Here is a 23,122-nt window from a genome sequence, read left to right on the forward strand (position 1 = left end):
ACCGTCATGCCCTTGAACGAGCACTCAGACAGGCAGTTCGCTTACTTCAAAAGTGCGGACAGTTTTTCTGTCGCTGCTTCATTGATCCAGCTTCCCCAAACCTCAGGATTGCCCTTGAGGAAGTAAACAGCCGCTTCTTCGTTAGAGGCGTTGTTCTCTTCTTTCCAAGCGAGAAGTTGGCTCATTGTGTCCGTCTTGAAGGTCACTTTGCTCATCAGGTCCGCAATATCAGGGTGCGTACCCATGAAGTCTTTGGTCACGATCGTCAGCACGGGTGCAGATGGGAAGGACGATGCCTTAGGATCAGCCGCATCGGCGTTTTGGTTCGCCGCGTGTACCGCTTCGTCGTATTCACCAAGATCAACGCTGGTCATTGCAAACTTACCCATTGGCGTCGTTGGACCCCAATAGTAGCCAAACCAAGGTTCTTCGCTCTGATAAGCCGCAGCCATCGAAGTCGCCAGCGTTTCGCCGGAACCGTGGTTAAAGACTTCGATACCGCTATCTTCAAGGTTGAACGCGCGGATCAGGTTGTCATTGACGATGCGACAGCCCCAACCATCGGGACAGTTGTTAAACATGCCACCAACCAGTTCAGGATTGTCCATCACGCCTTGGATTGTTGCAAGCTCTGGGTGCGCTTCAACAAGGTAAGTTGGAAGCCACCAACCTTCGACACCACCGGGGTCAAGGACGCTGGTCAACTCTTCGATTTTGCCGTCAGCTTTTAGCTTTTTGTAAGCATCACCTGCGGAGTTAACCCACAACTCGGTTACGATATCTGGTTCGTTGTTTTCGGAAAGGGACGTCATCGCCGGCGTCGTGTCCGACGGCACCGCCGTTACGTCACACCCATAGCCCTGTTCCATCAGGAATTTCGAGACAGCCGTAACAATAGCAGCTGAATCCCAGTTCATCTGAGTGATCGTAACTTCGCCGCACTGGTCTTGTGCCAAAGCCGCCGTTGGGGCTGCGAGTGCCGCGAATGCCGCGCCGATAATAATACGTTTCATATGGGTAATTCCTTCTTATTTCTTGTTTTACCGAGTGTCAGCCACGTGTTGGCGCACTCGCAGAAAGCCCAGCAACCTCGCAAACGCCATCCCAGCAGTCAGGCTGCATTCCTTTTTTTGTCAAAAAAAGTGGAAGGTCTATTTGCGACATCTCTAGTCGCTTTCAGGCCACAAACTATCGCAATACTGACGGAATGCAACCAAGTATATATTTCCAAGCCTTCTAAGGCCGCGTAATTGAGCAAGGTCGATTCAAGCAAGAACCAACGCACAATCAACACCACAAGCCCTTTGAACGAGGAGAGCGTTCAATCAAAAAGCTCCCTTTGCGCCGCATATACCCGCAACGAAAGGCGGCTTTTCTAGCCCAGTTCAGCTCAACTCTTCAAAACATCCGCGTTAAAACCACCATTGCGCCAACGCGTCAGCGCAGACGTGAAGTTCGGCCCGGGCAGGCCATCAATGGTGCTTGTGTAATATCCCGCTTCTAACAGGCGCGACTGAACCGCAGAGATTGTATCGCGGGACCACTCATCCGACGCGGTCGTCAATTGTTGCAGCAAAGCGCCCCGATCTTCGGCCAAGCCGCGCAGCAGCAAATCCGCCGCCGCTTCAGGGTCGCGATCAATGCCTCGGCCTTCATCCAGCAAGATCGCAGCGGCACGATAACCTTCAACCTCGCCATCGCGTGCGGCGCGGCGGAAATAATCCAGCGCATCCGCCGGCGTATCAATCTGGTCGCTCTGGGCCAAAACACCAAGGTTGAACACGGCCTTGGCCGAGCCCCCCTCCGCCGCTCGCCGCAGCAAAGCCACACCGCGATCTGGATCGGCAGGGAGCAACACGCCCTCAAACAGAGTTATAGCGAGGTTGATCATCGCATCAGCGCTTCCCCCCTCTGCCGCCCGTTCATATAGTGCCAGTGCTTGGGTTTGGTCCTGTGGCAGGCCGTTGCCGGACTCGGTCAATTGCGCAAGGCTGACCATTGCGCGCAAATCGCCGCGCTCTGCCGCACTTTGATACAGCTGCACCGCCCGATCCATCTCTCCCGAGGCCGCCGTCGCCCGCGCCAAAAGGGCGGTGTAATGTGGCAATTCTGGCGAGCGAACCGCAGCCGCAGAACAGGCTTGGATGGCCGAAAAAGCATTGCGTTGTAATTGCTCGAAACTGACGCCTGACTGATTTGCCGTCGCATCACGAGGATGGGTTGCTAAGCGCTCGCAAATCCCTCCCGGTGTGGTGTCATCGGCCTCGGGGATCAGCGCCAAAAGACGTGCGACCTGTTCGGCGTCGGCGCCGGTCGGGTATTGCTCCAGATAATATTCCAACAGGGGGCGCATCCGACTGCGCCGCGCCAACGACCACAGTCGCGCGGCCTCGGCCACTTCATCGCGGTCCGCCAGCGTGCGGGTTTGCGCGCCGCTCTGAATAAACGCATTCACATCATCCACATGCGCGCCCTGCGGATAGCGCTCGGCATATAACTGCATCAAGTTGGCATCGCTCTCGCTCGCCGCAACCTGCCACAACAACGTTTCCTCGGAGGCGGTTACGGGGCTGTTATCAAAGCGAAACTGCCGTGTCAGGGACGAGTTATCCCAAGGAATTTGTCGCCCGCCCGTCGCCGCCAAAACATCGCGGCGCACCGCGATCATCAGTTCGGAAATCGACTGGCCCGGAGTATAGAGATGGTTCAGCATCGCCTCGGAAAAGAAACTGTTCCGCCCAGTCCCGTCATAGGCCACATTGTCGGGCTGGGTTGCATAGCCAATCATGAAATCCGCCGACGAGCCAACCCGTGCCAAACCGCTTCCGGCCTCAGGGACCGCTGCTCCGCCCGCAAAAGGGTTGTCGCGACAGGCATCCAGAAACACAAGTTTCAACCCTTTTGACTGCTCCATTGCGTTCATAACTTCAGTCAAAGGGATCGTAGCCGTCGCCACATCACTGGCTTGTGCAATCACCGCGTCAACCGGCACCAGATAGTTCTCGCCATTAACCTGAAACCCATGCCCCGCATAGTAAAACAGCACCGCATCCGCCGTCAGCGCCGCCTGCGAAAACCGTGCAATCGCGTCGGACATCGCCTCAAAGCTCTGGTTGCTGCCCAAGATCACGTCAAAGCCAAGGCCTTCCAAGGCAACGGAAATATCCAAAGCATCATTGATCGGATTGTCCAGTGCCCCGACGTTTTCATAGGCAGAGTTGCCCACAACAAAGGCCACACGCCCCTCAGACCAAACGGTGGAAACCGTCAGCCCCCACAATAGGACAGACGCAATAATGTGTCTCAGCATAACTTCCCCTTAAAGTCCAACAGCGCGCGAAAGTTGAATTCCAACATTGTCCACAGCAGCGGAGGCCGTCACAATCGTCTCTTGCTGAATGCTCGCCAATTCGGGGTCTTCAACCCGCACCAAAGAGATCACTTTGCGAATTTCGCTTGCAGCGGTGGCGAGGGCCGCGGTGGATTCACTCAACGCATCACGGCGAATGGCCCGACGCTCGGCGTCCGTTGTGGCGCTTGCCAAACGTCTGGTGGCGCGGGTGCGTGCGCCATCAATTTCCGCCCGTGCGGTTTGCACAATCTGCGCAACGTTTTCCATTCCCGGTGGCAAATCCGTGGCAATCGCATCCAGCTCATCCGCAAAGTCATTCAGCGCATCGGACACACAGGCCAGATACTGATTAACGTCACCACTTTCGTCACAAGCACTCGTCGCTGAAACCAGCCCATCCGCGCTTGCTTGCGTCACTGACAATGCGGTCGCCGCCGACTGGGTGGTGACCGATTGGATCGTCAATACACTTTGGGGGCCTTCACCGCCCACAATGATATCCGTCGGATTTGGCAGCAAAAACTCAGGTACCACTGGTGGTGGAGCGACCGGCTCCGGTTTCGGATCTGGATCCGGTGGTGGCGGAGGTGGCGGCGGCGGTGGTGGCGGTGGTGGCGGTGGTGGTGGTGGCGGTGGTGGCGGTGCGGCTGTAATCGTTGCATCCCCTTCACGCGCAATGACTTGATAGATCACGTCCAGAGCACTGGTCAGCGCCGTTGTGGCCAACGTAAACACTTGCGGCCCAACCGAGGTTCCGCCGAATACCAGTGTGGTAAATAGCGTGTCCAAATTTACACTATCGCCGTCCGGCCCAAAAACATAGGACCCAACTCCGCCATATACGGTACCCGTCGTCGTAGCACTTGCCGTTTGCCCAAACACAACCGTTACGGGATCAGGTTCAGCATAGATCACCGGCACAAGATTATACAAAACAGGATAGAAACCCGCCGCCCCCGGTGCCCAGTCGGTTATAGAAAACCCAGCACTCAGGCCCCCGAGGGTGGAGACGAAAAACTCTGTGTCTTGCAATTGCGCCGTCGTATATCCGGTCGCACCATCAGCAGACGCCGCAAATCCAGCCAGATCACTATCAAAAAACACATCCACGAAGCCTAATAAATCATTGAAGGCACCCGAGAAACCAGAGTTCAACATGGGCGAGTCGGCAAGGGAGAGATCGCGTGCAGCGAAGCTTTCCGAGACGCTACCGTATTGCTGACCTGCGAACAAACCAACGTCGTAAAGATAGGACTGATAGCCAGCTGATGTGCCTGAAACAATCAAATCTCCGGTCGTATAGGACATGTCGATTGAGCCACCCAGATTGCTTCCCGTGTGGCCACCAATCACTTTGTCACCACCGCTGAAATCAACATAGATTTCGTTATTGGCGGCGGTCCGCATGATTATGCCTTGGTTCGCCCCTGCAAAACCACCGATGCTCGTGTCATTGAAACCGTAACTGCGGAGGGCGGTTGCAGTGTCGGATTGCGTGATCGTCCCGTCGTTCGCCCCAACAAATCCGCCAATCTCGCCCGTACCGTCATAGTCAACGGTCATACTGCCGCCAAGAGAACGCGTTTGGCCGATGGTGGCGTTGAAATCGGCGCGCCCAATGGCACCGCCTGCATTCAGGCTGGTTGTGCCGATGGATGTGACCGAAATATCGCCATACGAGAGGCCTCGTGTTAACGTAGAGGTGCCCGACAAGTAGCCGACTTGGCCCCCAACATATAGCGAGTCAAGATTGGTATGGTCGGTCTGAATGTTAAAGGTCAAATCACCCCGAGAGGTGTTATTGGTGAGGGTCGCATTCGGAGAGCCGAGGGCCGCATCGCCTAATGGCTCTGCATCGACAGCCCCTTCCCCAAGATCGTCATCCACATACCCCACAAGGCCACCAAAATACGCGTTGGCAAACAACGTCCCCGTTGCCGAGATATCGACATCGACGTTTGTATTGATCAAATCCCCACCAAACTGCGCGCCGACAGCACCACCGACGGCGAGATTGTCGAGGCTCATAGGCAGAGTAATATCACCAACCGCCGTCGAATTCTGGATCACGCCAGCACTTTCCCCAGCCAATCCGCCGAAACTGCGGGGGCTTCCATTTCCAAAAAACGAGTCCTCCACGAGGATAGAAACATCGGCGCTGCTGTCCTCAATGATACCATTGTTATAGGCCGCCAAACCACCGGCGGCGCTGCCAACGGTTTGAATTGCCCCGTCAACATGCACGTTGCTGATTAGGCCGTCATTGTAGAGCGCCAAAATTGCCGCATTGGAACCAACCACTTCAACGCCGGTCAGGAACAAGTTCGAAATGGAACCCGTGGTTCCAATACCATACGCGAAGGCTGCGGAACTCGGGCCAGATTCATCAAACGAAGGCAAGATAAAAAGGTTACTGACAGTATGGCCGTTCCCATTCAAGGATCCGTCCACTGTGTTGATTGGGGAAAATCCTGAGCCATAGGTCGTGAGCCAAAACTCCGTACTGCGGGCGTCAATATCCCCTTGAAGAGCAAAATGCGCCGCTGAAGTATTGCCTGATGCTATCCCCTGCAAGCCATAGATATCGGCGATCATATAGGGATCGCTCTCAATACCCGTTCCACCCGTGGCGCGCACGAAGGTGGCAGCATAGCTATCCAGATAGAAGGAAGTCACGTCGATCGGGGTCAATGCCGCTCCGACCTCAATCCAATTCCCTCCGTCCACGTAAAGAGATTCCACGTCGATGCTGCTGGTGGCGGAATTGGCGATGACATCGCCTATCGCGTAGATATGCAACCCGCCATTTTGCCCGTTAATCGCGCCGTTTAGCACGATATCTACGTCAGCCGTCAAATATAGGGAAGTACTCGTGGTCCAAGAAATATCGCCGTTGATGGTGATCGTCCCCGCCCCCGGAGGGCCACTGCGCGAATTCGTCTCAATAGTGAGATTGCCAAACGCTAGGCTGCCTTCGACACCGACTGTGCCGCCATAATCCCCTCCAGTACCTGAATTTATGGTCACATCGCCCGGATCTAAAAGCAGCATTCCCCATATGCCGTTTGGCGCACGGCGATCCGCGAACCCGCTATAGGCTAGCGTCTGACGACTGGAAACTTCGATAAAGCCGCCGTCCCCACCGATATCGCCGCCCCGCACCGATAAATCCCCAGCAAAACCCGTATTGACGTCAGACCAAAGGGCAATCCGCCCGCCGTCGCCGTTCAAAAGCCCGTCGGCAATAATCCGTGTCTCTGCATCCGCCGACAGCGTATCGGCGCGTGGCAAGGCACCCTCGCCAGCGAAATCGCCACCAATCCGCACCAGACCGCCGCCACCATTGCCGCTGGCATCCATCTGCGCGCCGTCTAGCACAATGTCTTGTCCGGTGATCGTAATGTCGCCGCCCGTGGTGCCCGCGTTGGCGTTGCTGGCGCTGCGCGTGTTGACCGTGCCGGAAACGTTCACTCCGCCGCCACTGCCGCCGCCCAGCACAATGCTGCCGTTGTGCAAGGAAACTGACCGCGCTTCGGCCACGCCTGAAAGGTTGATCGCATTGCGCACCGCGTTGCGCGCCGTCGCCGCCCGCATCTCGATTGAGCCGCCGTTGGCCTGCACCGCGCCCGCGTTGTCAATCAACACATCTGCGTCTTCGCCCGTCGGCAGGGCCACTTGCAAAAACTGGTCGCCCGAAAAATCCAGCGTAATCCGCTCGCCCGAGCCAAAGGCAACCCGCCCCATCGGCACGGTCACAATCCCGTCGTTGCGGACGTGCCCGCCCAACAGCGCGGCATAGCCGCCCCGCCCAATGGTGACGCGCCCTTGATTGGTGACAGAGGCCGAATTGCCGTCGCCACTAAACCGCAATCTGCCATTGTTGAAATCTTCGTTCGTCATATCCAACGTCGAGGCCACAAAACCCTGCGCATTCACCGCGCCATTTGGGCCAATGAAAATACCATTGGGGTTGATGAGATAGACCGATCCATTGGCCGTCAGATTGCCGTGAATGTCACTTGTGGTACTGCCTGTCACACGGTTCAAAGTCACGCTATTCGCGTTGGGCTGAATGAAATTAACATCCGCGCCAGTGCCAATCGAGAAGCTTTGCCAATTCACGATGGCCGAGTTGGTCCCTTGGCGCACGGTCATGCCTGTGCCTGCGGTACTGATGTTTGCATTGCCGCTGACCACCGTGCCGTTCTGGGGCAAGGCTTGCGCGAATACGACACTGGGCAGGCAAATACATACCGCCACGCTGGTGCGCAAAACCCCGCGCAAACGAGCGGCGAATTTAGAAGCGGGAATTGGCAGTAATGCTGAATCTGTAATCATCTGATTTCCCATCGTCTCGGCTCCCTCTCCCAAACTCTATCCGCAAACTGTCGGATCGGAAGTTGGATTCATTTACTGTAAATAGATCGGTGCCAACACCATAAACAAACGCATTGACGCGGCTTTGTTCATAGAAGGTCGGCCTCTCGGTAAAGGCTTGTCCGAAACCGGCAAAAAGATAGGGGCTCGCCAAAAGCGGCGTCTCTCCTAGGCTGACTTGGCGCAGGGTCGAGACTTCTGCATGCAGAACCCAACCACTATCGCCTCGAAGCTCGCCGGAATCAAACGCCGACAATTCCGTCGGACCTACCAAACTAAACTGTTCTGATGTTGGTAGCGGATCGCCAAACGACGTTTGGAACCGCCCATAGACAGCTACCATCACAGATTCAGACACGTTGCTCAAATACGAAAATGCGCCGTTCAACTTGGTAAAGATCGCATTGGCACCCGCGCGTGACGGCGCATATCCCGCATCGCCTTCGACCCGCGCACCAAAGGCGTCTATGCCCTGCGACACGGTCAGACCCAGAAAACTCGTCGCGCCACTGTCGTGAATTTTCGAGACGGTACCGCCGAGGCGCAAAATTGAGAGCCGATCTTCGTATATCTGCGGCCCACTTCTCAATGATTGCTGATCCGTCTGCATATCCAACGCAAACAGCCCCGACACATTCAAATCAAGCGACCGTATAAAGGGATAAGCGAGGCGCACCGCATTGCGCTCAAAGGTGGATTGCGTTGGGAAAAAGGCGACGTCCGGGTTTGTCTCGCTCTGGGTCGCCTCAACGTTTATCGTTAATCCGGAATATCCCAGCGGCACCACAGCCCCGATGGCAAAAATACGATTGCGCGGATCAGACGTTTCCATCGCCCCCGGTGCGCCCGACAAACGGGCATAAAAAGTCTCGCCGAACTTAAACGGGCTATTGATTTCAAAGCCCATATTTAGGCTGTTGCCCCCTAAATCTTCGCCATAGGGGTTCCCAAATCCGATAAAACCAGTGAACGGCCTAAACTCAGGATCCAATGCAATTACTGCGCCGCCCTCAAGCTCCCCTGCGGCCAGTGCCGACTGCAAAGCCACCCCGGGCATATCGCCCGCCAACAGCAGCTGACTTTCAAGTTCCGCACGCGTAAGGCCGGGCTGGTCCACCAATGGGGCCGTCAACAACTCAAGGCGCGCACGGATATTGGGCGCAACATTTGTTGAATCAATCGCTTCGATAAACCCGTTAACAACCGTGACCTTCAGCCTGCCCCCGTTGTTCAAGGTTTGCTGTGGTAACACGACGCGCGCCAAAACATATCCGGCGTTGGCATAGGCCGCCTCAAGATCGGCGGTCGCCTCGAACAGTTCAGATACGGGAATGCGGCCACGCGTCAACCGCGCTTCGAACGCCGCGTTTTCCTTTGCCATCTGGCGCAAACCATCCTGCAAATCCACCCCAGAGAGTGTGATCTCAATCTTTTCTGATCCCGCAGGAGCCTCGGTTCCCGCTTGCCCTGAAAAAACAATTGCGCCCGTTAACCGCTGCAACGGGGGCTGAAATGTGTCGGGTGTGATTTCACTGGCCGTCTGCGCCAACGCCTGCGCCCCTACCAGGCACGTCATGAAAAGGCACACAAGGAATTTGCTTTTGCGAACCCCGGTCACGCAAGTCTGAAATACCACAGCGCATCACCCTTGGAAAAATTGAGTTTTAATTATTAACATTGTTATACAAACAATTAGTACTTTGCATCCCTAAATCTCGCGTCGGATAGCAACCTCAGCACCAGAACGAACGTTAAGCTGCCATATCTTCCTCAAGGGTCTCGGAGTTCGGTCCAGCGTTGGCAATTTCACGCACCATTCCACGGGCACATATAGGTCAGGCATATGGACCGATCACATTTTTGTATTTGAGCAATCGTTAAATGGGTGAACTATTGCAGTTCTGATTTTGAAAGGCTGACCATGAGAATTGTAAGAACCGACAGCGAATTACAAACACCCTATTTGGATCAAGCCTTGATTGCGGCGGGCCACGATTTGGCACTTCTTCCTGATGCGACGACCCCTCAGAATCTCATTGCAGCCCTAAAAGACGCCGACCTTCTCCTCATGTGCTATACGCCGATCACACGCCATGTTTTGGAAAACGCGCCCAAACTTAAGGGCATCGTGAAATACGGTGTCGGAATTGACGCCATCGATATTCCTGCCGCGATTGAGCACGGCGTGACGGTGGTAAACATTCCCGAATACGCCGAAGAAACGGTGGCCGAAGGCGCTTTTTCTATGTTGATCGCCCTCGCCAAGCGGCTCCCCCATTTGAACCAGCAAATGAACAACGAAGGCTGGGCGTGGCCGGAACCCACGTGGATGGGCTCGGATATTGCCGGCAAAACCGTGGGGATTATCGGCCTCGGAAAAATCGGGCGCAGCATGGCGCGCATGGCAGGGCAAGGTTTCAACGCCCGTGTCATCGCCTATAGCCCCCATACTTCGGCGCAAGACATGCAGGAGATCGGTGTCGAAAAGATCGACGATTTACACGTAATGTTGGCCCAAAGCGATTTTGTCACCATTCACAGCGTCCTAAATGATGATACGCTCCACCTGGTTGGCGAGGCCGAATTGCGGGCCATGAAAAGCACCGCGTTTCTGGTGAATGTCTCGCGTGGCGCAATTGTTGATGAACAAGCGTTGGTGCGGGCCATCGAGGAGAAATGGATCGCGGGGGCTGGCCTTGATGTTTATTCCCAAGAGCCGCTCGCGCGCGAGCGGCACCCGATGAGCGCCCTTTTCAATCGCCCGAATGTCATCCTCTCGCCGCATCTCACGTTCTATACGGAGGGGGCGATGGAGCGGTTAGAAGCGGAAACCCTAGAGCGGTGTTTTGAGGTGCTTGAAGGGCGCGATGTGTTGGTGAAATCTACAGACCCCCGATTGCGCGCCCAATCCCAAGGCGTTGTTTTCGAAAATTAATCCTGCGTTGGCTTGCGCCGCGCCGTTTGTAAGTAGCCCTCATAGTCCATCAGTTCTGCTTCGATCCTTTGGGCGTCCCACCCCAGATTGGGAGCCAGTTTTTCGGCGATCCCACGGGCGGAGTCGCGCCCCTGATCGGCGTCCCACGCAAGGCCCATCCGGCGCGACAGAACGTCAGTCAAGCTTTGCGCACATTCGGCGTCAACCCTCCCCAGACCCGCGCCAAATTGCATGTCTTGCGGCGCGACGGACGGCTGAATGTTGGCCCTAATCTTCTGAACAACTCGCCGCGCGACACGCCGATGGGTCATGATCGCGCCTCCCGTCAAGGCAAACATACCCTCCATTCCGTGGGACGCCATGTCGTGGATTTTAATCTCGCGACTGCCCAAAGCTTCCTGTGGATCATACGTTAGCGGATTGACCCCCGCCCAACTATACAAGACATCCGAACGCCCCAAATTCAGGTCGGGCATCACGCGGTTAGTTTCGGCAAGTATCCAGTCGATTTCCTGATCCGAGGCCGAAATATCGCTGGCATCGCCCGTGAACGGCGTACGCGTCAGGCCCACGTAATGAATGCCGCGCCACGGCAGGCAATAGAGCGGTTCGCCAAGGCTGTTGTAGGTAAAAACGCCATGATCGACAAAAGCCTCTGGCAGTTGAATCGCGATGTGGATGCCCTTGATCCCCTGACAGATTTCACCCACAGGATCGCCCGTAGACTGATGCACAGCATCAACCCAAGCACCCGAGAAATTAAGCACTGTTTGCGCGGTCACCTTGGCCTGTGTTGCGTCGGACTTTCGCAAATTCAATTGCCATTGGTTGCCCTCGCGGTGCAGCGCCGTCACTTGGGTATAGTTGCGAATGTCGGCCCCCATCCGCCGCGCATCCAATAAGGCATCCAGCGCAATTCGTTCGGGCCAGTCGAAAATATACTCCCGAAACACCACAAGCCCGCGCAGCTTTTCTGGCGTACGCAGCCATGGATAAATCGGGATTTTCTGCATTTCGGAAGGGCGATACCGGCGATATTCAAGCGGCACACCCCGCGGACTTGCCAGCCTCAGAACTGCAAAGGCGAGATCAAGAAGCCACGCGGGATAGGGATCATCCTTGTAAATTGGCAAGCAAAATTTCATCGCTTTAACCTGCTCAGGAAGGGTGGCGACCAACTCGTCCCGCGCCAACATGTCTTCGCGCACAGTCGCGAGCGCGCGCATCAACCGCAGGGGATGACGCAATAGATCGCGCAACCGATCACCATTCGCCAAATGACGCAATCCACAATGCAACAAGCGACTGGACCGACTGGTGGCCCCATTGGCAAAGTCGTCTTTTTCCACGACCAAAACGCGGTACCCCGCCGCACTCAAATGCTGCGCTGCACTCGCGCCATTGATGCCGCCACCGACAATCGCGACGTCGAAATGGATGTCCGCTGTCAAGCCGCCTCCTTGATCGCCGTCACCACAATATCCAATGCGCGATCAAGATCGGCCTTTGCGATGGTGAGGGGTGGCGAAAGGGTAAGGACACAACCTTGACTGATTTTAAAGCTCAACCCCGCTTCAAGGCAGGCATAATATATCCGTTCGGCGCGCGCATTGCCTTGGGTTTTCTCAGCACGATCTTCGACAATCTCTACGCCAAACATCAAACCGCGTCCGCGGATATCCCCAACGATTGGCACATCAACAAGGCGGTCTTGCAACTGCGCCATCGCGTAATCGCCAAGTTCGGCCGCACGCGCAACAAGTCCCTCTTCTTCGATGATTTGAATGGTCGTGAGGGCGGCGCGCGCAGTCACGGGGTTTTTCTCGTGGGTATAATGGCCGATGGCAAAATCGCCGCAAACATCCAATTCCCGCCGCGCAACACAAGCCGCAATAGGAAGGATTCCCCCGCCCAAAGCTTTGCCCATCGTGACAATATCGGGGATGACATCGTCATGCTCAAAGGCAAACATTTTGCCCGTTTTACCCAAGCCCGTTGGGATTTCATCGAAAATCAGCAAGGCGCCATGACGATGACAGGCCTCGCGGACGACCTTCCAAAATCCGGGCGGCGGCACATAAGGCACGGCCCGCATTGGCTCGGCGATTACGGCGGCGACGTCGCCTTCCCGCTCCAAAACATATTCGACCATCTGCGCACAGGCCAAGCCGCAAACATCCGGCCCCGCGTGATTATACGGGCAGCGATAACAGGCAAATGGCGCGACGTGTTCGGTGCCCGACAAAAGCGGTCCGGCGATGTGGCTGCGGAAGGTTGCTTCGCCGCCGACACTCGCCGCGCCCAACCCCGCGCCGTGAAATGCATCCCAAAACGACACGGTTTTGAACCGCCCCGTTGCCGCACGCGCGATCTTTAACGCGACTTCATTTGCGTCCGACCCGCCCGTGGTAAACAGTGTTTTACACAAATCCCCCGGTGCGATTTCGGCAATTTTTTCGGCCAATTCGACGGCGGGATCATTGGTAAAACGACGCGGTGCAAAGGGCAGATCATCCAGCTGCTTTTTGATTGCCGCCACCAATTTCGGGTGGCCATATCCGATGTGATGCACCGAATTTCCGTGGAAATCCATATAGCGCCGCCCGTCCATGTCCTCGATCCAAATCCCTTCGGCCTTGGCGATTGTGCTCACACAGGGGCTCGACAGACTTTGATGCAGAAAAGCATTTGAATCCCTCTCAAGCAATGGCGCGGACCGCGGTCCGATCGATTTTTTCAACCAAGCTTGGCGGGCGTCTGATGTGTTTGACTCGCCTTCAGTGTGGACAATCTTTTTGGACATGGGACCTCAATTAGAAAAAACGAGACAGATGATTTGACGTTATTCAGGCCACGGCAGGGAGTAGGTTTTGACGTTAGTAAAGAATTTCATCGCCTCGATCACGCCCTCCTTAACCGCATTGCCGCTGTCTTTGATGCCGCCAAAGGGGGACATTTCGATACGATAACCGGGTTGCTCCCAAATGTTACAGGTGCCAACATCCAGACCGTTGATATAGGCAATCGCGCGATTTAAATCATTGGTACAGACACCGGAACTTAGGCCGAAATTCGTGGAGTTTGAAATCCGCATGACCTCGATGTCATCGTCGGGAACACGCACGATGGGCACGATGGGGCCAAAGGTCTCCTCCATCACCAACTCGCTGTCATGGCGCACGTGGTCAATCACAATGGGCGGAAGAAGTGCGCCTTGACGGCCGGGATGGTAAAGTATCTTCGCACCTTCCTTCTCCGCCATGAACACACGTTTTTCAAAGAGTTCTGCCGCCTCTGCATGGATCACGCAGCCCAGTTCCGTTTCGGGATCTTGGGGATCGCCAAACTTCACCGCTTTGGCCTTGGCCAGAACCATCGGCACGAATTTATCCGCCACAGACTCTTGAACCAGAATGCGTTTGATCGCGGTACAGCGTTGGCCAGAGTTGCCAATCGCTCCCGCGACGGCAATCGACGCGGCTTTTTCGAGGTCTTCATCAGACAGGTCATTGCAAACGATAAACGGGTCATTGCCACCCAATTCCAACGCCAGACGTTTATAGCCCGCTTTGGCTGCAATCAGTTTACCCACGGGCACGCCGCCCGTAAATGTGACGATATCGATGTTCTCGTTCACCATCATTTCTTCGCCGATATCCTTGGGCCACCCCGTAACAATCTGGAGCATTTCGTGCGGTAATCCGGCCTCATAGAGGATATCCGCCAGCGCAATCGCGGTGAGGGGCGTCAGCTCAGTGGGCTTAAGGACCATGCAATTGTTGGTAGCAATCGAAGGTGCGATTTTGTGACTGACCATGTTAAGCGGGTGGTTGAACGGGGTGATCGCCGAAATCGCCCGCACGGGTTCGCGCTTGGTAAAAATCTTGCGCGGTTTGCCGTTTTGCGTCAGATCACAGGAGAAAATCTCGCCGTCATCCACCAGCGCCTGTTGCGCGGCAAATAGATACACATCCTGCGCGCGTTTGGTTTCATAAATCGCATGTTGGTGGCAAATCCCCAACTCAAGCGTCAACCATTTCGCAAGATAATCGCGCCGCTCTCCAATCAGCTCCCCCGTCCGCCGCAAAATCTGGCTGCGCTCATAGCGGCTCAATTTAGGGGTGTAGTTTGCCGCAATCTCGAACGCACGCTTTGCATGTTCGGCCGTGCCCGCAGGAACGGAGCCAACCACCTCGTTTGTGAAAGGATAGTGAACGGGGATCACATCGTCGGTAAAGACAATTTCGCCCCCGATGCGCATGCCTTCGTTGCGGATTTCAGATTTGAGAACGGCCATTTTTTAAAGGGCCGCCGCTGTAGTGGCGTAAAAGAACGCATCAAAATTGCGCAAAACGGGACGTTCAGGCAGCGGCAAGACACGGTTGCAAATGAAGGGAACCTCTTGTTCGGTTAACCCACCGTGGCTGCGCAGCGGTTCCTTGAGCGCGGCCAAATCATGGCGATGCTCCGAGGTTCCGATGCAAATATTCTCGCCCGAAACCAAAATAATGTCGCCAATACGATCACTTGGCAGTTCAAACCGCGCAACCGCTTCGGCGTTGGTCAGAACATCCGTGATACCCTTCGTCGCGCGCAGCTTGGCCATGATATCGGCCTGATCGGCACCCTCTGGCAAATACGCTGTAGCGAAGGACCCCAAGGCGCCGTGGTGCACAACATAGGGGTCGGTGATTGGCAGGATCAAACGCGCCGCCGCTTCGCCAAGCCACTCATCCAACAAGTCCTGAACATAGACCACCGCAGGCGATCCATCGGCGAGGTGCTTTGGCTTCATTCCATGATCGGCCGTAACCACAATCGCCGCGCCCATGGCATCAAGTTCGGTCAGATATTTGTCGAACATTTCGTAAAATGCCTTGGCTTCGGGCTGATGCGGGGCGTATTTATGTTGCACAAAATCGGTCGTCGTCAGGTACATCACATCGGGCTTCCACTCGCGCAGAAGCTTGACCCCTGCTGCGAAAACAAACTCAGACAATTCGGCGGAATAGACATTAGGTTGCGCCATACCGAGCCATTTGCTCGCGGCTTCCTGACCATGCTCGGCCAGTGTGGAGGTGTCGGATTTCTCGGCTGAAAAGCACTTGGCGCGGTCGTCCTCAAACGTCAGGCCCGCCCCCAAAAGCGCGCGCAATTTATCCTTCGCGGTGACTATCGCAACACGGGCACCGGCATCATAAAACGTCTTGAAAATGGTGGGCGCGCGCAGGAAACGCACGTCGTTCATCATGACTTCTTCGCCGGTTTCCGGTTCATACAAATAGTTGCCGCAAATGCCATGCACAACAGGCGGGCGTCCCGTTGCGATGGACAGATTATTGGGGTTGGTGAACGACGGGATCACGGAATGCGCCAACCTGTCAGTGCCTGTTTCGCGCATCCGTTTGAGGGTTGGCATCAGGCCATCGGCGATAGCGACCTCCAGATATTCCGGCTCGCAACCGTCCAGACAAATGGCGATGGCGCAGGTTTTAGGAACGGGATATGCGCGGCCATTGGCGACGATGGGAGATTGAATAGTCATGTGGTATTTCCTTTTGTAATCAAGCGGCTAGGATAGCGCGTTCTTCTAGGGCGCGCGCGGGTGGTGCTGCATTTGCAACGCCCATTTCGGCAAGCGCTTCTTTGGCAGCGGCAACAACTTGCCGCATAACATGTTCGTCCATTTGGCCGATACAACCGACACGAAAACTGTCGACGACGGTCAATTTTCCAGGGTAGATGATAAACCCTTTGTCCTTCATCAGTTCGTAAAAGCGATCAAAGGCAAAGTTATCATCCGAAGGACAAAAGAATGTGACAATGATGGGGGAAAGCCAGCGATCTTTGAGCAGGGTTTCAAACCCAAGGTCGCGCATGCCAGCAACCATCACATCGCGGTTTCTCGCATAGCGCCCGCCGCGCCCTGCGACACCGCCTTCGGCCTCATGGGCGCGCAATGCCACAAGGAATGCAGCCACCACATGGGTGGGCGGCGTAAAGCGCCATTGCTCGGTTTTATTCATATGCGCCCATTGGGCATGGACGTCCAAACTCAAGGAATGGCTATTGCCCTTGGCGGCCTCAAGCTCGGTTTTGCGCGCGATGATAAAGCCAAATCCGGGCACGCCCTCGATGCATTTATTCGCCGAAGACACCAGAGCTTCGTAGCGGATATCCGCAACTTTCAATTCAATCGCACCAAAGGCCGACATGGAGTCAATTAACAGCTTGCGACCTGCCGCATAAGTAACTTCGGAAATCTCCTCAACCGGATTCAAAATGCCCGAGCTGGTTTCGCAATGGATAGCGACAACGTGGGTGATGGCCGGATCGTCGGCCAAGATTTTCGCGACCTCTGCGCCGCGTGGCGGCAGGTAATCGCCCTTGTCCAGAACCACATGAGCGCGCCCAAGATACTCCAGCGTCTGCGCCGTGCGTTTGCCGTAGGCGCCATTGGCAAGCACCAAAACCTTGCCGTTGCGAGGGATAAACGACCCCAACATGGCCTCAACGGAAAACGTGCCGCTGCCTTGCATTGGGACACAATCGAAGGCTTCTTTGCCCGCCCCCAAAAGATCAAGCAAACGCGCCCTCAACTCGCGCGTCATACCGCGGAAATCATCGTCCCAGCTTCCCCAGTCGCGCAACATCGCCTGTTTGACGGCGTAAGATGTGGTCAACGGACCGGGGGTAAGAAGGTAAGGCTCGCCCAAATGTGGGCGGGGTATTTTGAATTCTGGAGCGGCCATTTTATCTCTCCGAAGTGACTTTCAAAACGACCATTGCAGAATTCCAACCTATATGTGAAATTGCTAATTACAATCAAATCATAGGCTCAGCTTATGAAATAAGTGAAAGCCAAAAATATGCGCCACAGCCAGCTAAAAGCCTTTCATTACGTTGCCTTAACGGGCGGGTTTTCACGAGCCGCAGAGGCGCTTTTCCTCACCCAACCCGCGATTTCCGAGCAAGTCCGCAAACTGGAACAAGACTATGACGTGCTGTTATTCCATCGCGAGCGTAAAATGGTGTCTCTGACCCCAGAGGGGGACCGCCTTTTTCGCTATACCAAACAGTATTTCGAGATCGAACAGCAGATTGAGGAATACATGTCGGCAACCAGCGCCACGGTGGATGGAGAGCTGCGTATTATCGCAGATTCTGCGCACCATATTACGTTTTTTCTGGGCAAATTTCGCAATCGCTATCCAAATATCACCGTCACTTTACGGACTGGAAACACGGAAGATATCCTTGAGGAATTACGCGCCTATAATGCGGATATTGGCATTGCGGGCAGCATGGCACCCGGCAGGGATATGGAAATCATGAACCTTGGATCAAGCCAGATTATGGCCTTCGCCGCACATGATTTCCTACCCCCGTCCAAAACCGCGCTTACCCTGAAGGAGTTGACTAAGTACCCGCTCATTTTCCGCGAGACTGGCTCCAAAACCCGTCAACAACTTGAGGAAGTTGCTAAGAAACAGGGGCTAAGCCTGACACCGGCGATTGTCGCGGAGGGACGGGAGGCGGTGCGTGAAGTTGTGGCTTCTGGCGCAGGGATTGGGTTTGTGTCGGAGGCGGAGTTTGGCAACGATGATCGCTTCACAAAAATCCACCTTCAAGGCGTCGACATCCAGATGAGCGAAGTGATGTTGCATATGGCCCAACGCCGCGATGTTAAAGTCATCAGAACCTTTGTGGATTTTGCCCGCGTGGCCCAAGAAGAAAAGGAGACCCGCGCCACACATTGATGTGGCGCGGAAGCGTTTTTGCTTACCGCGCGCGCCAAGCCTGTGTGCGCCGCATGATGCCTTTTGACGCGATCAGGTGAATAATCCGCGCCGCCGCGTTGGTATAGAAAATCATCATTCCCATCGCCGCTGCAGGTGCAATATCCCCAGCATCATCCATATTTAAAACCGCAATCGATGCCAGCGTTGTGGTCGGAGAATAGAGGAAAACAACCGCCGAAACTGTGGTCATCGCATTGACGAAAAGGTAGATCGAAATGTCGAGCACCGACGGCAAACAAACCGGAACCGTCACGCGGGTAAACAACTTGAGCGTGGGTTGTTTGAGGGAAGACGACACGGATTCAAACTCGCGGTCCATCTGCTTAAGCGCCGTCACTGCCGTGAGATGTGACACAGTGTAAAAGTGTGTCACCGAACAGATCACTAGGATCGCCATCGTGCCGTAAATCGCGTTGAACGGGTTAGCGGGATTGTTGAAAAAGAAGATATATGCAAGGCCGAGTACCATGCCCGGAATTGCCATTGGCAACATGGCAAACATCTGAAACATAGCGCGACCTACGAAGAATCTATTCGTTTTTTCAACAAGGTAGGCGCCAAAGAATACAATTATCGTACCAACAATAGCCGTAAGAAAACCCAGTTTGATCGAGTTGAAATACGACGCCCATCCGCCACCGTCCATGTTGCCGAACTGATAGTTTTTCAAACTCAGGCTCAGGTCATAGGGCCAAAATTTGACAAGGGCCGCAAACTGGCAAACAAGCAGCATTCCGACAATAAAGATGGCCACAAACAACGCGTAGATAAAGAAAAGCCTGTCATTTTTCGCGTTGGGCGACGGTTGAAACGGAACTGAGCGCGAGGACAATTGCGCCACCTGTTTTCCTTGCACAAGGCGATCAATCGCGAAGGCCAAAATCGCAGGGATCACAAGGACAACGGACACCACCGCCCCCATCTCGAAGTTTTGCTGGCCAATCACTTGTTTATAGATATCGACCGCAAGCACATTAAATTGCCCACCGATGACTTTGGGCAGGCCAAAGTCGGTAATCACGAGATTGAACACCACAAAAGCCGCAGAGATCAGACCATACCGCGCACCCGGAATTGTAACCGTCCAGAAGGTGCGCCACGGGGTGGAGCGCAGGCAGGTTGCGGCCTCGTAAAGACGCGCATCCGAGATCGCGAGTGCTGTTGAAATAATGATAAACGCGTGCGGAAAGGTGAAAAACACCGAACCAATGACAATCCCAATCGGGCCATATATCGAAGCGCCAAACAGCAGTTCTTTGATCATCCCTTGGTTGCCAAACAAGTACACGAGCGCGATGCCCGGGAGGAGCGACGGCACAAGAATGGGCATCATCGCAACCAGACGAAACGCCCCTTTGAAACGCATGCACGTACGGTTAAGGGCATAGGCGAACCAGAACGCCAGCGTGACCGTAATGATCGTTGAAATCGTCGCAATCATTACCGAGTTTTTGATCGAATTGAACAAAGCGGGGGTCGAGAAATAGTTCACAAAGTTTTCAAGACCTGTCGATTGGACGGGCCGCAATTGAACCCGCCTAAACGTGTTGCTGTCCAACTCGACCCAATCGGTGGTGTCATTCAAGGTGGAGCCGACCAAGAAACGCCCGCCTTCAACCGTGTTACGGACCTGATACAGCACGGGACTACGGAAACTAAAATCAGGGAAAAAGCTGGTAACACTTAACCGGCTATCGCTCCCCGCACTGAGGTCATCTGGCGCATAGGCCTTGGTTTCAGTGTTCAGCACTGCTGCGTTGAGGATGGTTCCGTCGAATGTGCCTACCTCATCACTGACCTGAAACTCGTATTGCGAAAGATCAAAATGATAGGTCAAAATTGATTTCGACAACATCGCCCAAAGGGGCAAAATCAACGTTACGATCAGATAAAGCGCGATGACCAGCATACCGCCGCGCATAACGATGTCGTCGCGGCTGAGCTTGGGTTTAATCACGGGGCCTGCAGGCAGCCCAGTTGGGGCCGCTTGGAAAAAACTCATGCTGCGACCTCCGGACGGTTAAAGGCCATCAGTCGGTCATTTGGCAATTCGATGACCATGTTTTTGCCCTCGCCCAAGTCCAAGCGCCGTACGGCGTTAATCGAGAAGTCGGCAATTAACTCGGAGCCTTCGAAACGTTCATTTTGCAACCGACAACGCCAGAATGATCCAAGGAACTCCATCTCTTGCAGGCGAACCTCGATGCAATTGCGGTCGGCATCTGTGGCTTCGTATCCCGCTTTATGTGGGATCACGTCTTCAGGACGGATCGCGGCCACGACGGCATCGCCATCTTGGAATTTATGCTCCAAACAGGCGAAGGTTTTCTCGCCGATACTTAAGCGCCCCCCTTCGGTGACGATCGATTTAATCTGGTTCATCTCGCCAATAAAATCCGCGACAAACAGGTTCGCAGGGGTGCGGTAAATTTCTGTGGGCGAGCCGACCTGCTCAATAATACCATGATTCATAACGACAATCCGGTCAGCCATACTGAGGGCTTCTTCTTGATCGTGGGTCACCATCACGGTCGTCACCCCAAGCTTGCGTTGGAGCTCTTTTATCTCGTGGCGCAAATACACGCGCACTTTTGCATCCAAGGCCGAGAGAGGTTCATCCAGAAGTAACAGGCCGGGATTGGTGGCGATGGCACGCGCCAGTGCGATGCGTTGTTGCTGTCCACCCGAGAGCTGAGCTGGGTATTTCTTGCCCTGCTCGGAGAGGCCGACAAGTTCAAGCAACTCCCGCACGCGGGCTGTAATCTCCGACTTACTGCGGCCCGTATTCTCAAGGCCAAAAGCAATGTTCTTTTCAATCGTCAGGTTGGGAAACAGGGCATAAGACTGAAAAACAATCCCAAAATCACGCTCCGCGGGCGGCAGGTTCGAAACATCCTTGCCATCCTGGGTCACTTTGCCTTTGGTTTGTAAATCCAACCCCGCAATCGCCCGCAACAAGGTCGTTTTCCCACACCCCGATGGGCCGAGAAAACACACAAACTCGCCTTCGTTGATTTCAAGAGAGATATCCTTGAGGGCAAGAAAAGTGCCAAACGCTTTCCATAGATTCTCGATATTTAGATAGACTGCGTCCGATGAGTTTGCTTGCATCTCAAAAAATGTCCTTACATTTTAGCTTTGGGGTCACGCCAAAGCTTTCTGGTCTGTGCCAGTAGTTTTGTTAAAAAACGATGGTACGCGTAAATAGTGCGCGAGGAGCAAAATCGCTCCCCACGCAAATAATTTACTTAGCGTCAGATTTACCGTCGTAACGGCTCTGCCATTCTTTGAGGATTGCGGCGCGGTTGTTGGCTGCAAATTCAAAGTCATTGTCGATCATTGCTTCAAGCAAACCTTCAGGGAAATATTCCACAGGTTTCGCAACGCCCGGATAGGCCACAACGGCATAACCCGTGTTGTACATTTCATTGGCTTCTTTGGTGACTGTGAAATCAACCAATGTTTGCGCCGCTTCGAGGTTTGCGGTGCCTGCAATAATCGCGGTCGCTTCCATATCCCAGCCTACACCTTCAGATGGAACGATGATGTCCAACGGAGCGCCTTCGGCTTTGGATTTTGCGCCACGGAAAGCAAAGGAAATGCCGATTGGAATTTCGCCCGATGCGGCAAGTTTACAAGGTGCGGAACCCGAGTGCGTATAACGCGCGATATTTTCGTGCAACGCGTCCATATACTCCCAGCCACCCTCTTCGCCAAAGATTTGCAGCCAGCTTGATACGTCAAGGAACCCAGTACCCGAGGAATTCGGATTTGGCATAATGATATGACCTGCATACATCGGATCGGTCAAATCTTCCCACGAAGTGGGCGGCGTCAAGCCAAGCTTTTCGCTTTCAATCGTGTTGTAACACACCGCCGCGACCCAAGCATCCATACCAACCCACGCGGGAGGTGTGCCCGTATCCACAAATTTGGGATCAAGCTCACCCACGCCAGCAGGCGCATAGGCTTCGAGCATCCCTTCGGATTTCAGCAAAAGGAGGGACGTTGCCGCCAGCCCCCAAACGACGTCCGCTTGTGGGTTATCGCGTTCCGCCAAAAGCTTCGCCGTGATGATCCCAGTTGAGTCGCGCACCCAGTTGATTTTGATATCTGGGTGACTTGCATTGAAGGTTTCCGCGTAGCGCGCCAAATCTTCGGCTTCAACAGCCGTATAAACGGTCAACTCGGTTTCGGCCGCTGCGGTTGTCGCCATCAGCGCGCCGACGACAAGGGACGTAATTTTAGTTGTCATGTGTTTCATATATTTCTCCATGTTGGACATTTGGGCTTTTGCATCTCTTCGTTGGATGGCTTTTGTAACACCCGCATGTATACGAGATCACTTTGGCAGGTTTTAGCAGCAAAAAAAATCGATAATACCTACCGACCTATTAGTTTTACCTATGCCATGGAAATCTAGCGCCCTACTGTTAATTTTACCGTCCAACACGCGGTATGGGTCGCGTTTTTTCATCCAAAGTTTATTGCTCAATGGACGCCGCAAGCTCCAAACTGAATTTCGTTTATTTACAAAGCACTGAAGCGGAATTTGATGAAACAATCCGCAATCAAAACCCGTCTTAAATGCAGTCTTGCCCCGGCACTCCCTGTATGGCGTTGCAAGTCTAAGACGAAACGCACCTTTTTCCCGCG

Annotated in this window: 14 protein-coding genes; 2 read left to right on the forward strand and 12 right to left on the reverse strand. The window is 54.4% G+C overall.

Annotated features, from left to right (window positions below):
- Window positions 1-41: 41 nt before the first annotated feature.
- From AB9F29_RS07270 to AB9F29_RS07285, 4 genes are all read right to left on the reverse strand, one after another.
- On the reverse strand, window positions 42-1,013 hold the full coding sequence (locus tag AB9F29_RS07270) for an ABC transporter substrate-binding protein (RefSeq protein ID WP_335583522.1): 972 nt from the start codon (window positions 1,011-1,013) through the stop codon (window positions 42-44).
- 377 nt (window positions 1,014-1,390) lie between these two features.
- Complete coding sequence (locus AB9F29_RS07275) at window positions 1,391-3,310, reverse strand: caspase family protein (protein ID WP_369755126.1); 1,920 nt, start codon at window positions 3,308-3,310, stop codon at window positions 1,391-1,393.
- 9 nt (window positions 3,311-3,319) lie between these two features.
- A complete protein-coding gene (locus AB9F29_RS07280; protein WP_369755127.1) occupies window positions 3,320-7,690 on the reverse strand; it encodes a filamentous hemagglutinin N-terminal domain-containing protein in 4,371 nt (1,456 codons plus the stop codon).
- On the reverse strand, window positions 7,650-9,305 hold the full coding sequence (locus AB9F29_RS07285; RefSeq protein WP_369755128.1) for a ShlB/FhaC/HecB family hemolysin secretion/activation protein: 1,656 nt from the start codon (window positions 9,303-9,305) through the stop codon (window positions 7,650-7,652). Before AB9F29_RS07285 ends, AB9F29_RS07280 begins: the two co-directional genes overlap by 41 nt.
- 345 nt (window positions 9,306-9,650) lie before the next feature.
- On the opposite strand from AB9F29_RS07285, the gene AB9F29_RS07290 reads away from it, so the two are divergent.
- On the forward strand, window positions 9,651-10,664 hold the full coding sequence (locus AB9F29_RS07290; RefSeq protein WP_369755130.1) for a 2-hydroxyacid dehydrogenase: 1,014 nt from the start codon (window positions 9,651-9,653) through the stop codon (window positions 10,662-10,664).
- Here the strand turns inward: AB9F29_RS07290 and AB9F29_RS07295 are convergent.
- Genes AB9F29_RS07295 through AB9F29_RS07315 form a run of 5 tightly spaced genes read right to left on the reverse strand, consistent with a single transcriptional unit; the run spans window position 10,661 to window position 17,416 of the window.
- Complete coding sequence (locus tag AB9F29_RS07295) at window positions 10,661-12,115, reverse strand: FAD-dependent oxidoreductase (protein ID WP_369755131.1); 1,455 nt, start codon at window positions 12,113-12,115, stop codon at window positions 10,661-10,663. The genes AB9F29_RS07290 and AB9F29_RS07295 overlap by 4 nt on opposite strands.
- A complete protein-coding gene (locus AB9F29_RS07300) occupies window positions 12,112-13,467 on the reverse strand; it encodes an aspartate aminotransferase family protein (protein WP_369755132.1) in 1,356 nt (451 codons plus the stop codon). The genes AB9F29_RS07295 and AB9F29_RS07300 overlap by 4 nt, the downstream gene beginning before the upstream one ends.
- 39 nt (window positions 13,468-13,506) lie before the next feature.
- On the reverse strand, window positions 13,507-14,961 hold the full coding sequence (phnY, locus tag AB9F29_RS07305; protein WP_369755133.1) for a phosphonoacetaldehyde dehydrogenase: 1,455 nt from the start codon (window positions 14,959-14,961) through the stop codon (window positions 13,507-13,509).
- Between the two features lie 3 nt (window positions 14,962-14,964).
- Window positions 14,965-16,209: a phosphonoacetate hydrolase gene (gene phnA, locus AB9F29_RS07310; protein WP_369755134.1), complete on the reverse strand. Its 1,245-nt coding sequence runs from the start codon at window positions 16,207-16,209 to the stop codon at window positions 14,965-14,967.
- Window positions 16,210-16,228: 19 nt separating this feature from the next.
- Window positions 16,229-17,416 (reverse strand): 2-aminoethylphosphonate--pyruvate transaminase, encoded by a 1,188-nt coding sequence (locus AB9F29_RS07315; RefSeq protein WP_369755135.1) that lies wholly within the window; start codon window positions 17,414-17,416, stop codon window positions 16,229-16,231.
- 102 nt (window positions 17,417-17,518) lie between these two features.
- Here AB9F29_RS07315 and AB9F29_RS07320 point away from each other — a divergent pair, with 102 nt between their 5' ends.
- Window positions 17,519-18,424 carry a LysR substrate-binding domain-containing protein gene (locus AB9F29_RS07320; RefSeq protein WP_369755136.1) on the forward strand — a complete coding sequence of 302 codons (906 nt, stop codon included), beginning with the start codon at window positions 17,519-17,521 and terminating at the stop codon, window positions 18,422-18,424.
- 22 nt (window positions 18,425-18,446) lie between these two features.
- Here AB9F29_RS07320 and AB9F29_RS07325 read toward each other — a convergent pair whose 3' ends face one another.
- From AB9F29_RS07325 to AB9F29_RS07335, 3 genes are all read right to left on the reverse strand, one after another.
- Complete coding sequence (locus tag AB9F29_RS07325; RefSeq protein ID WP_369755137.1) at window positions 18,447-20,468, reverse strand: putative 2-aminoethylphosphonate ABC transporter permease subunit; 2,022 nt, start codon at window positions 20,466-20,468, stop codon at window positions 18,447-18,449.
- Window positions 20,465-21,577 carry a putative 2-aminoethylphosphonate ABC transporter ATP-binding protein gene (locus AB9F29_RS07330; protein ID WP_369755138.1) on the reverse strand — a complete coding sequence of 371 codons (1,113 nt, stop codon included), beginning with the start codon at window positions 21,575-21,577 and terminating at the stop codon, window positions 20,465-20,467. The genes AB9F29_RS07325 and AB9F29_RS07330 overlap by 4 nt, the downstream gene beginning before the upstream one ends.
- Window positions 21,578-21,710: 133 nt before the next feature.
- A complete protein-coding gene (locus tag AB9F29_RS07335; protein WP_369755139.1) occupies window positions 21,711-22,730 on the reverse strand; it encodes a putative 2-aminoethylphosphonate ABC transporter substrate-binding protein in 1,020 nt (339 codons plus the stop codon).
- Window positions 22,731-23,122: the final 392 nt, after the last annotated feature.

It is taken from the genome of Falsihalocynthiibacter sp. S25ZX9, from assembly GCF_041205405.1.
Classification (GTDB): domain Bacteria; phylum Pseudomonadota; class Alphaproteobacteria; order Rhodobacterales; family Rhodobacteraceae; genus Falsihalocynthiibacter; species Falsihalocynthiibacter arcticus.

Excerpts from the sequence above, each read along its gene's own strand:
- AB9F29_RS07270 (WP_335583522.1), bottom strand. The coding sequence starts at position 1,013 with ATGAAACGTATTATTATCGGCGCGGCATTCGCGGCACTCGCAGCCCCA.
- AB9F29_RS07275 (WP_369755126.1), bottom strand. The coding sequence starts at position 3,310 with ATGCTGAGACACATTATTGCGTCTGTCCTATTGTGGGGGCTGACGGTT.
- AB9F29_RS07280 (WP_369755127.1), bottom strand. The coding sequence starts at position 7,690 with ATGATTACAGATTCAGCATTACTGCCAATTCCCGCTTCTAAATTCGCC.
- AB9F29_RS07285 (WP_369755128.1), bottom strand. The coding sequence starts at position 9,305 with ATGACGTGCCTGGTAGGGGCGCAGGCGTTGGCGCAGACGGCCAGTGAA.
- AB9F29_RS07290 (WP_369755130.1), top strand. The coding sequence starts at position 9,651 with ATGAGAATTGTAAGAACCGACAGCGAATTACAAACACCCTATTTGGAT.
- AB9F29_RS07300 (WP_369755132.1), bottom strand. The coding sequence starts at position 13,467 with ATGTCCAAAAAGATTGTCCACACTGAAGGCGAGTCAAACACATCAGAC.
- phnY (WP_369755133.1), bottom strand. The coding sequence starts at position 14,961 with ATGGCCGTTCTCAAATCTGAAATCCGCAACGAAGGCATGCGCATCGGG.
- phnA (WP_369755134.1), bottom strand. The coding sequence starts at position 16,209 with ATGACTATTCAATCTCCCATCGTCGCCAATGGCCGCGCATATCCCGTT.
- AB9F29_RS07315 (WP_369755135.1), bottom strand. The coding sequence starts at position 17,416 with ATGGCCGCTCCAGAATTCAAAATACCCCGCCCACATTTGGGCGAGCCT.
- AB9F29_RS07325 (WP_369755137.1), bottom strand. The coding sequence starts at position 20,468 with ATGAGTTTTTTCCAAGCGGCCCCAACTGGGCTGCCTGCAGGCCCCGTG.
- AB9F29_RS07330 (WP_369755138.1), bottom strand. The coding sequence starts at position 21,577 with ATGCAAGCAAACTCATCGGACGCAGTCTATCTAAATATCGAGAATCTA.
- AB9F29_RS07335 (WP_369755139.1), bottom strand. The coding sequence starts at position 22,730 with ATGAAACACATGACAACTAAAATTACGTCCCTTGTCGTCGGCGCGCTG.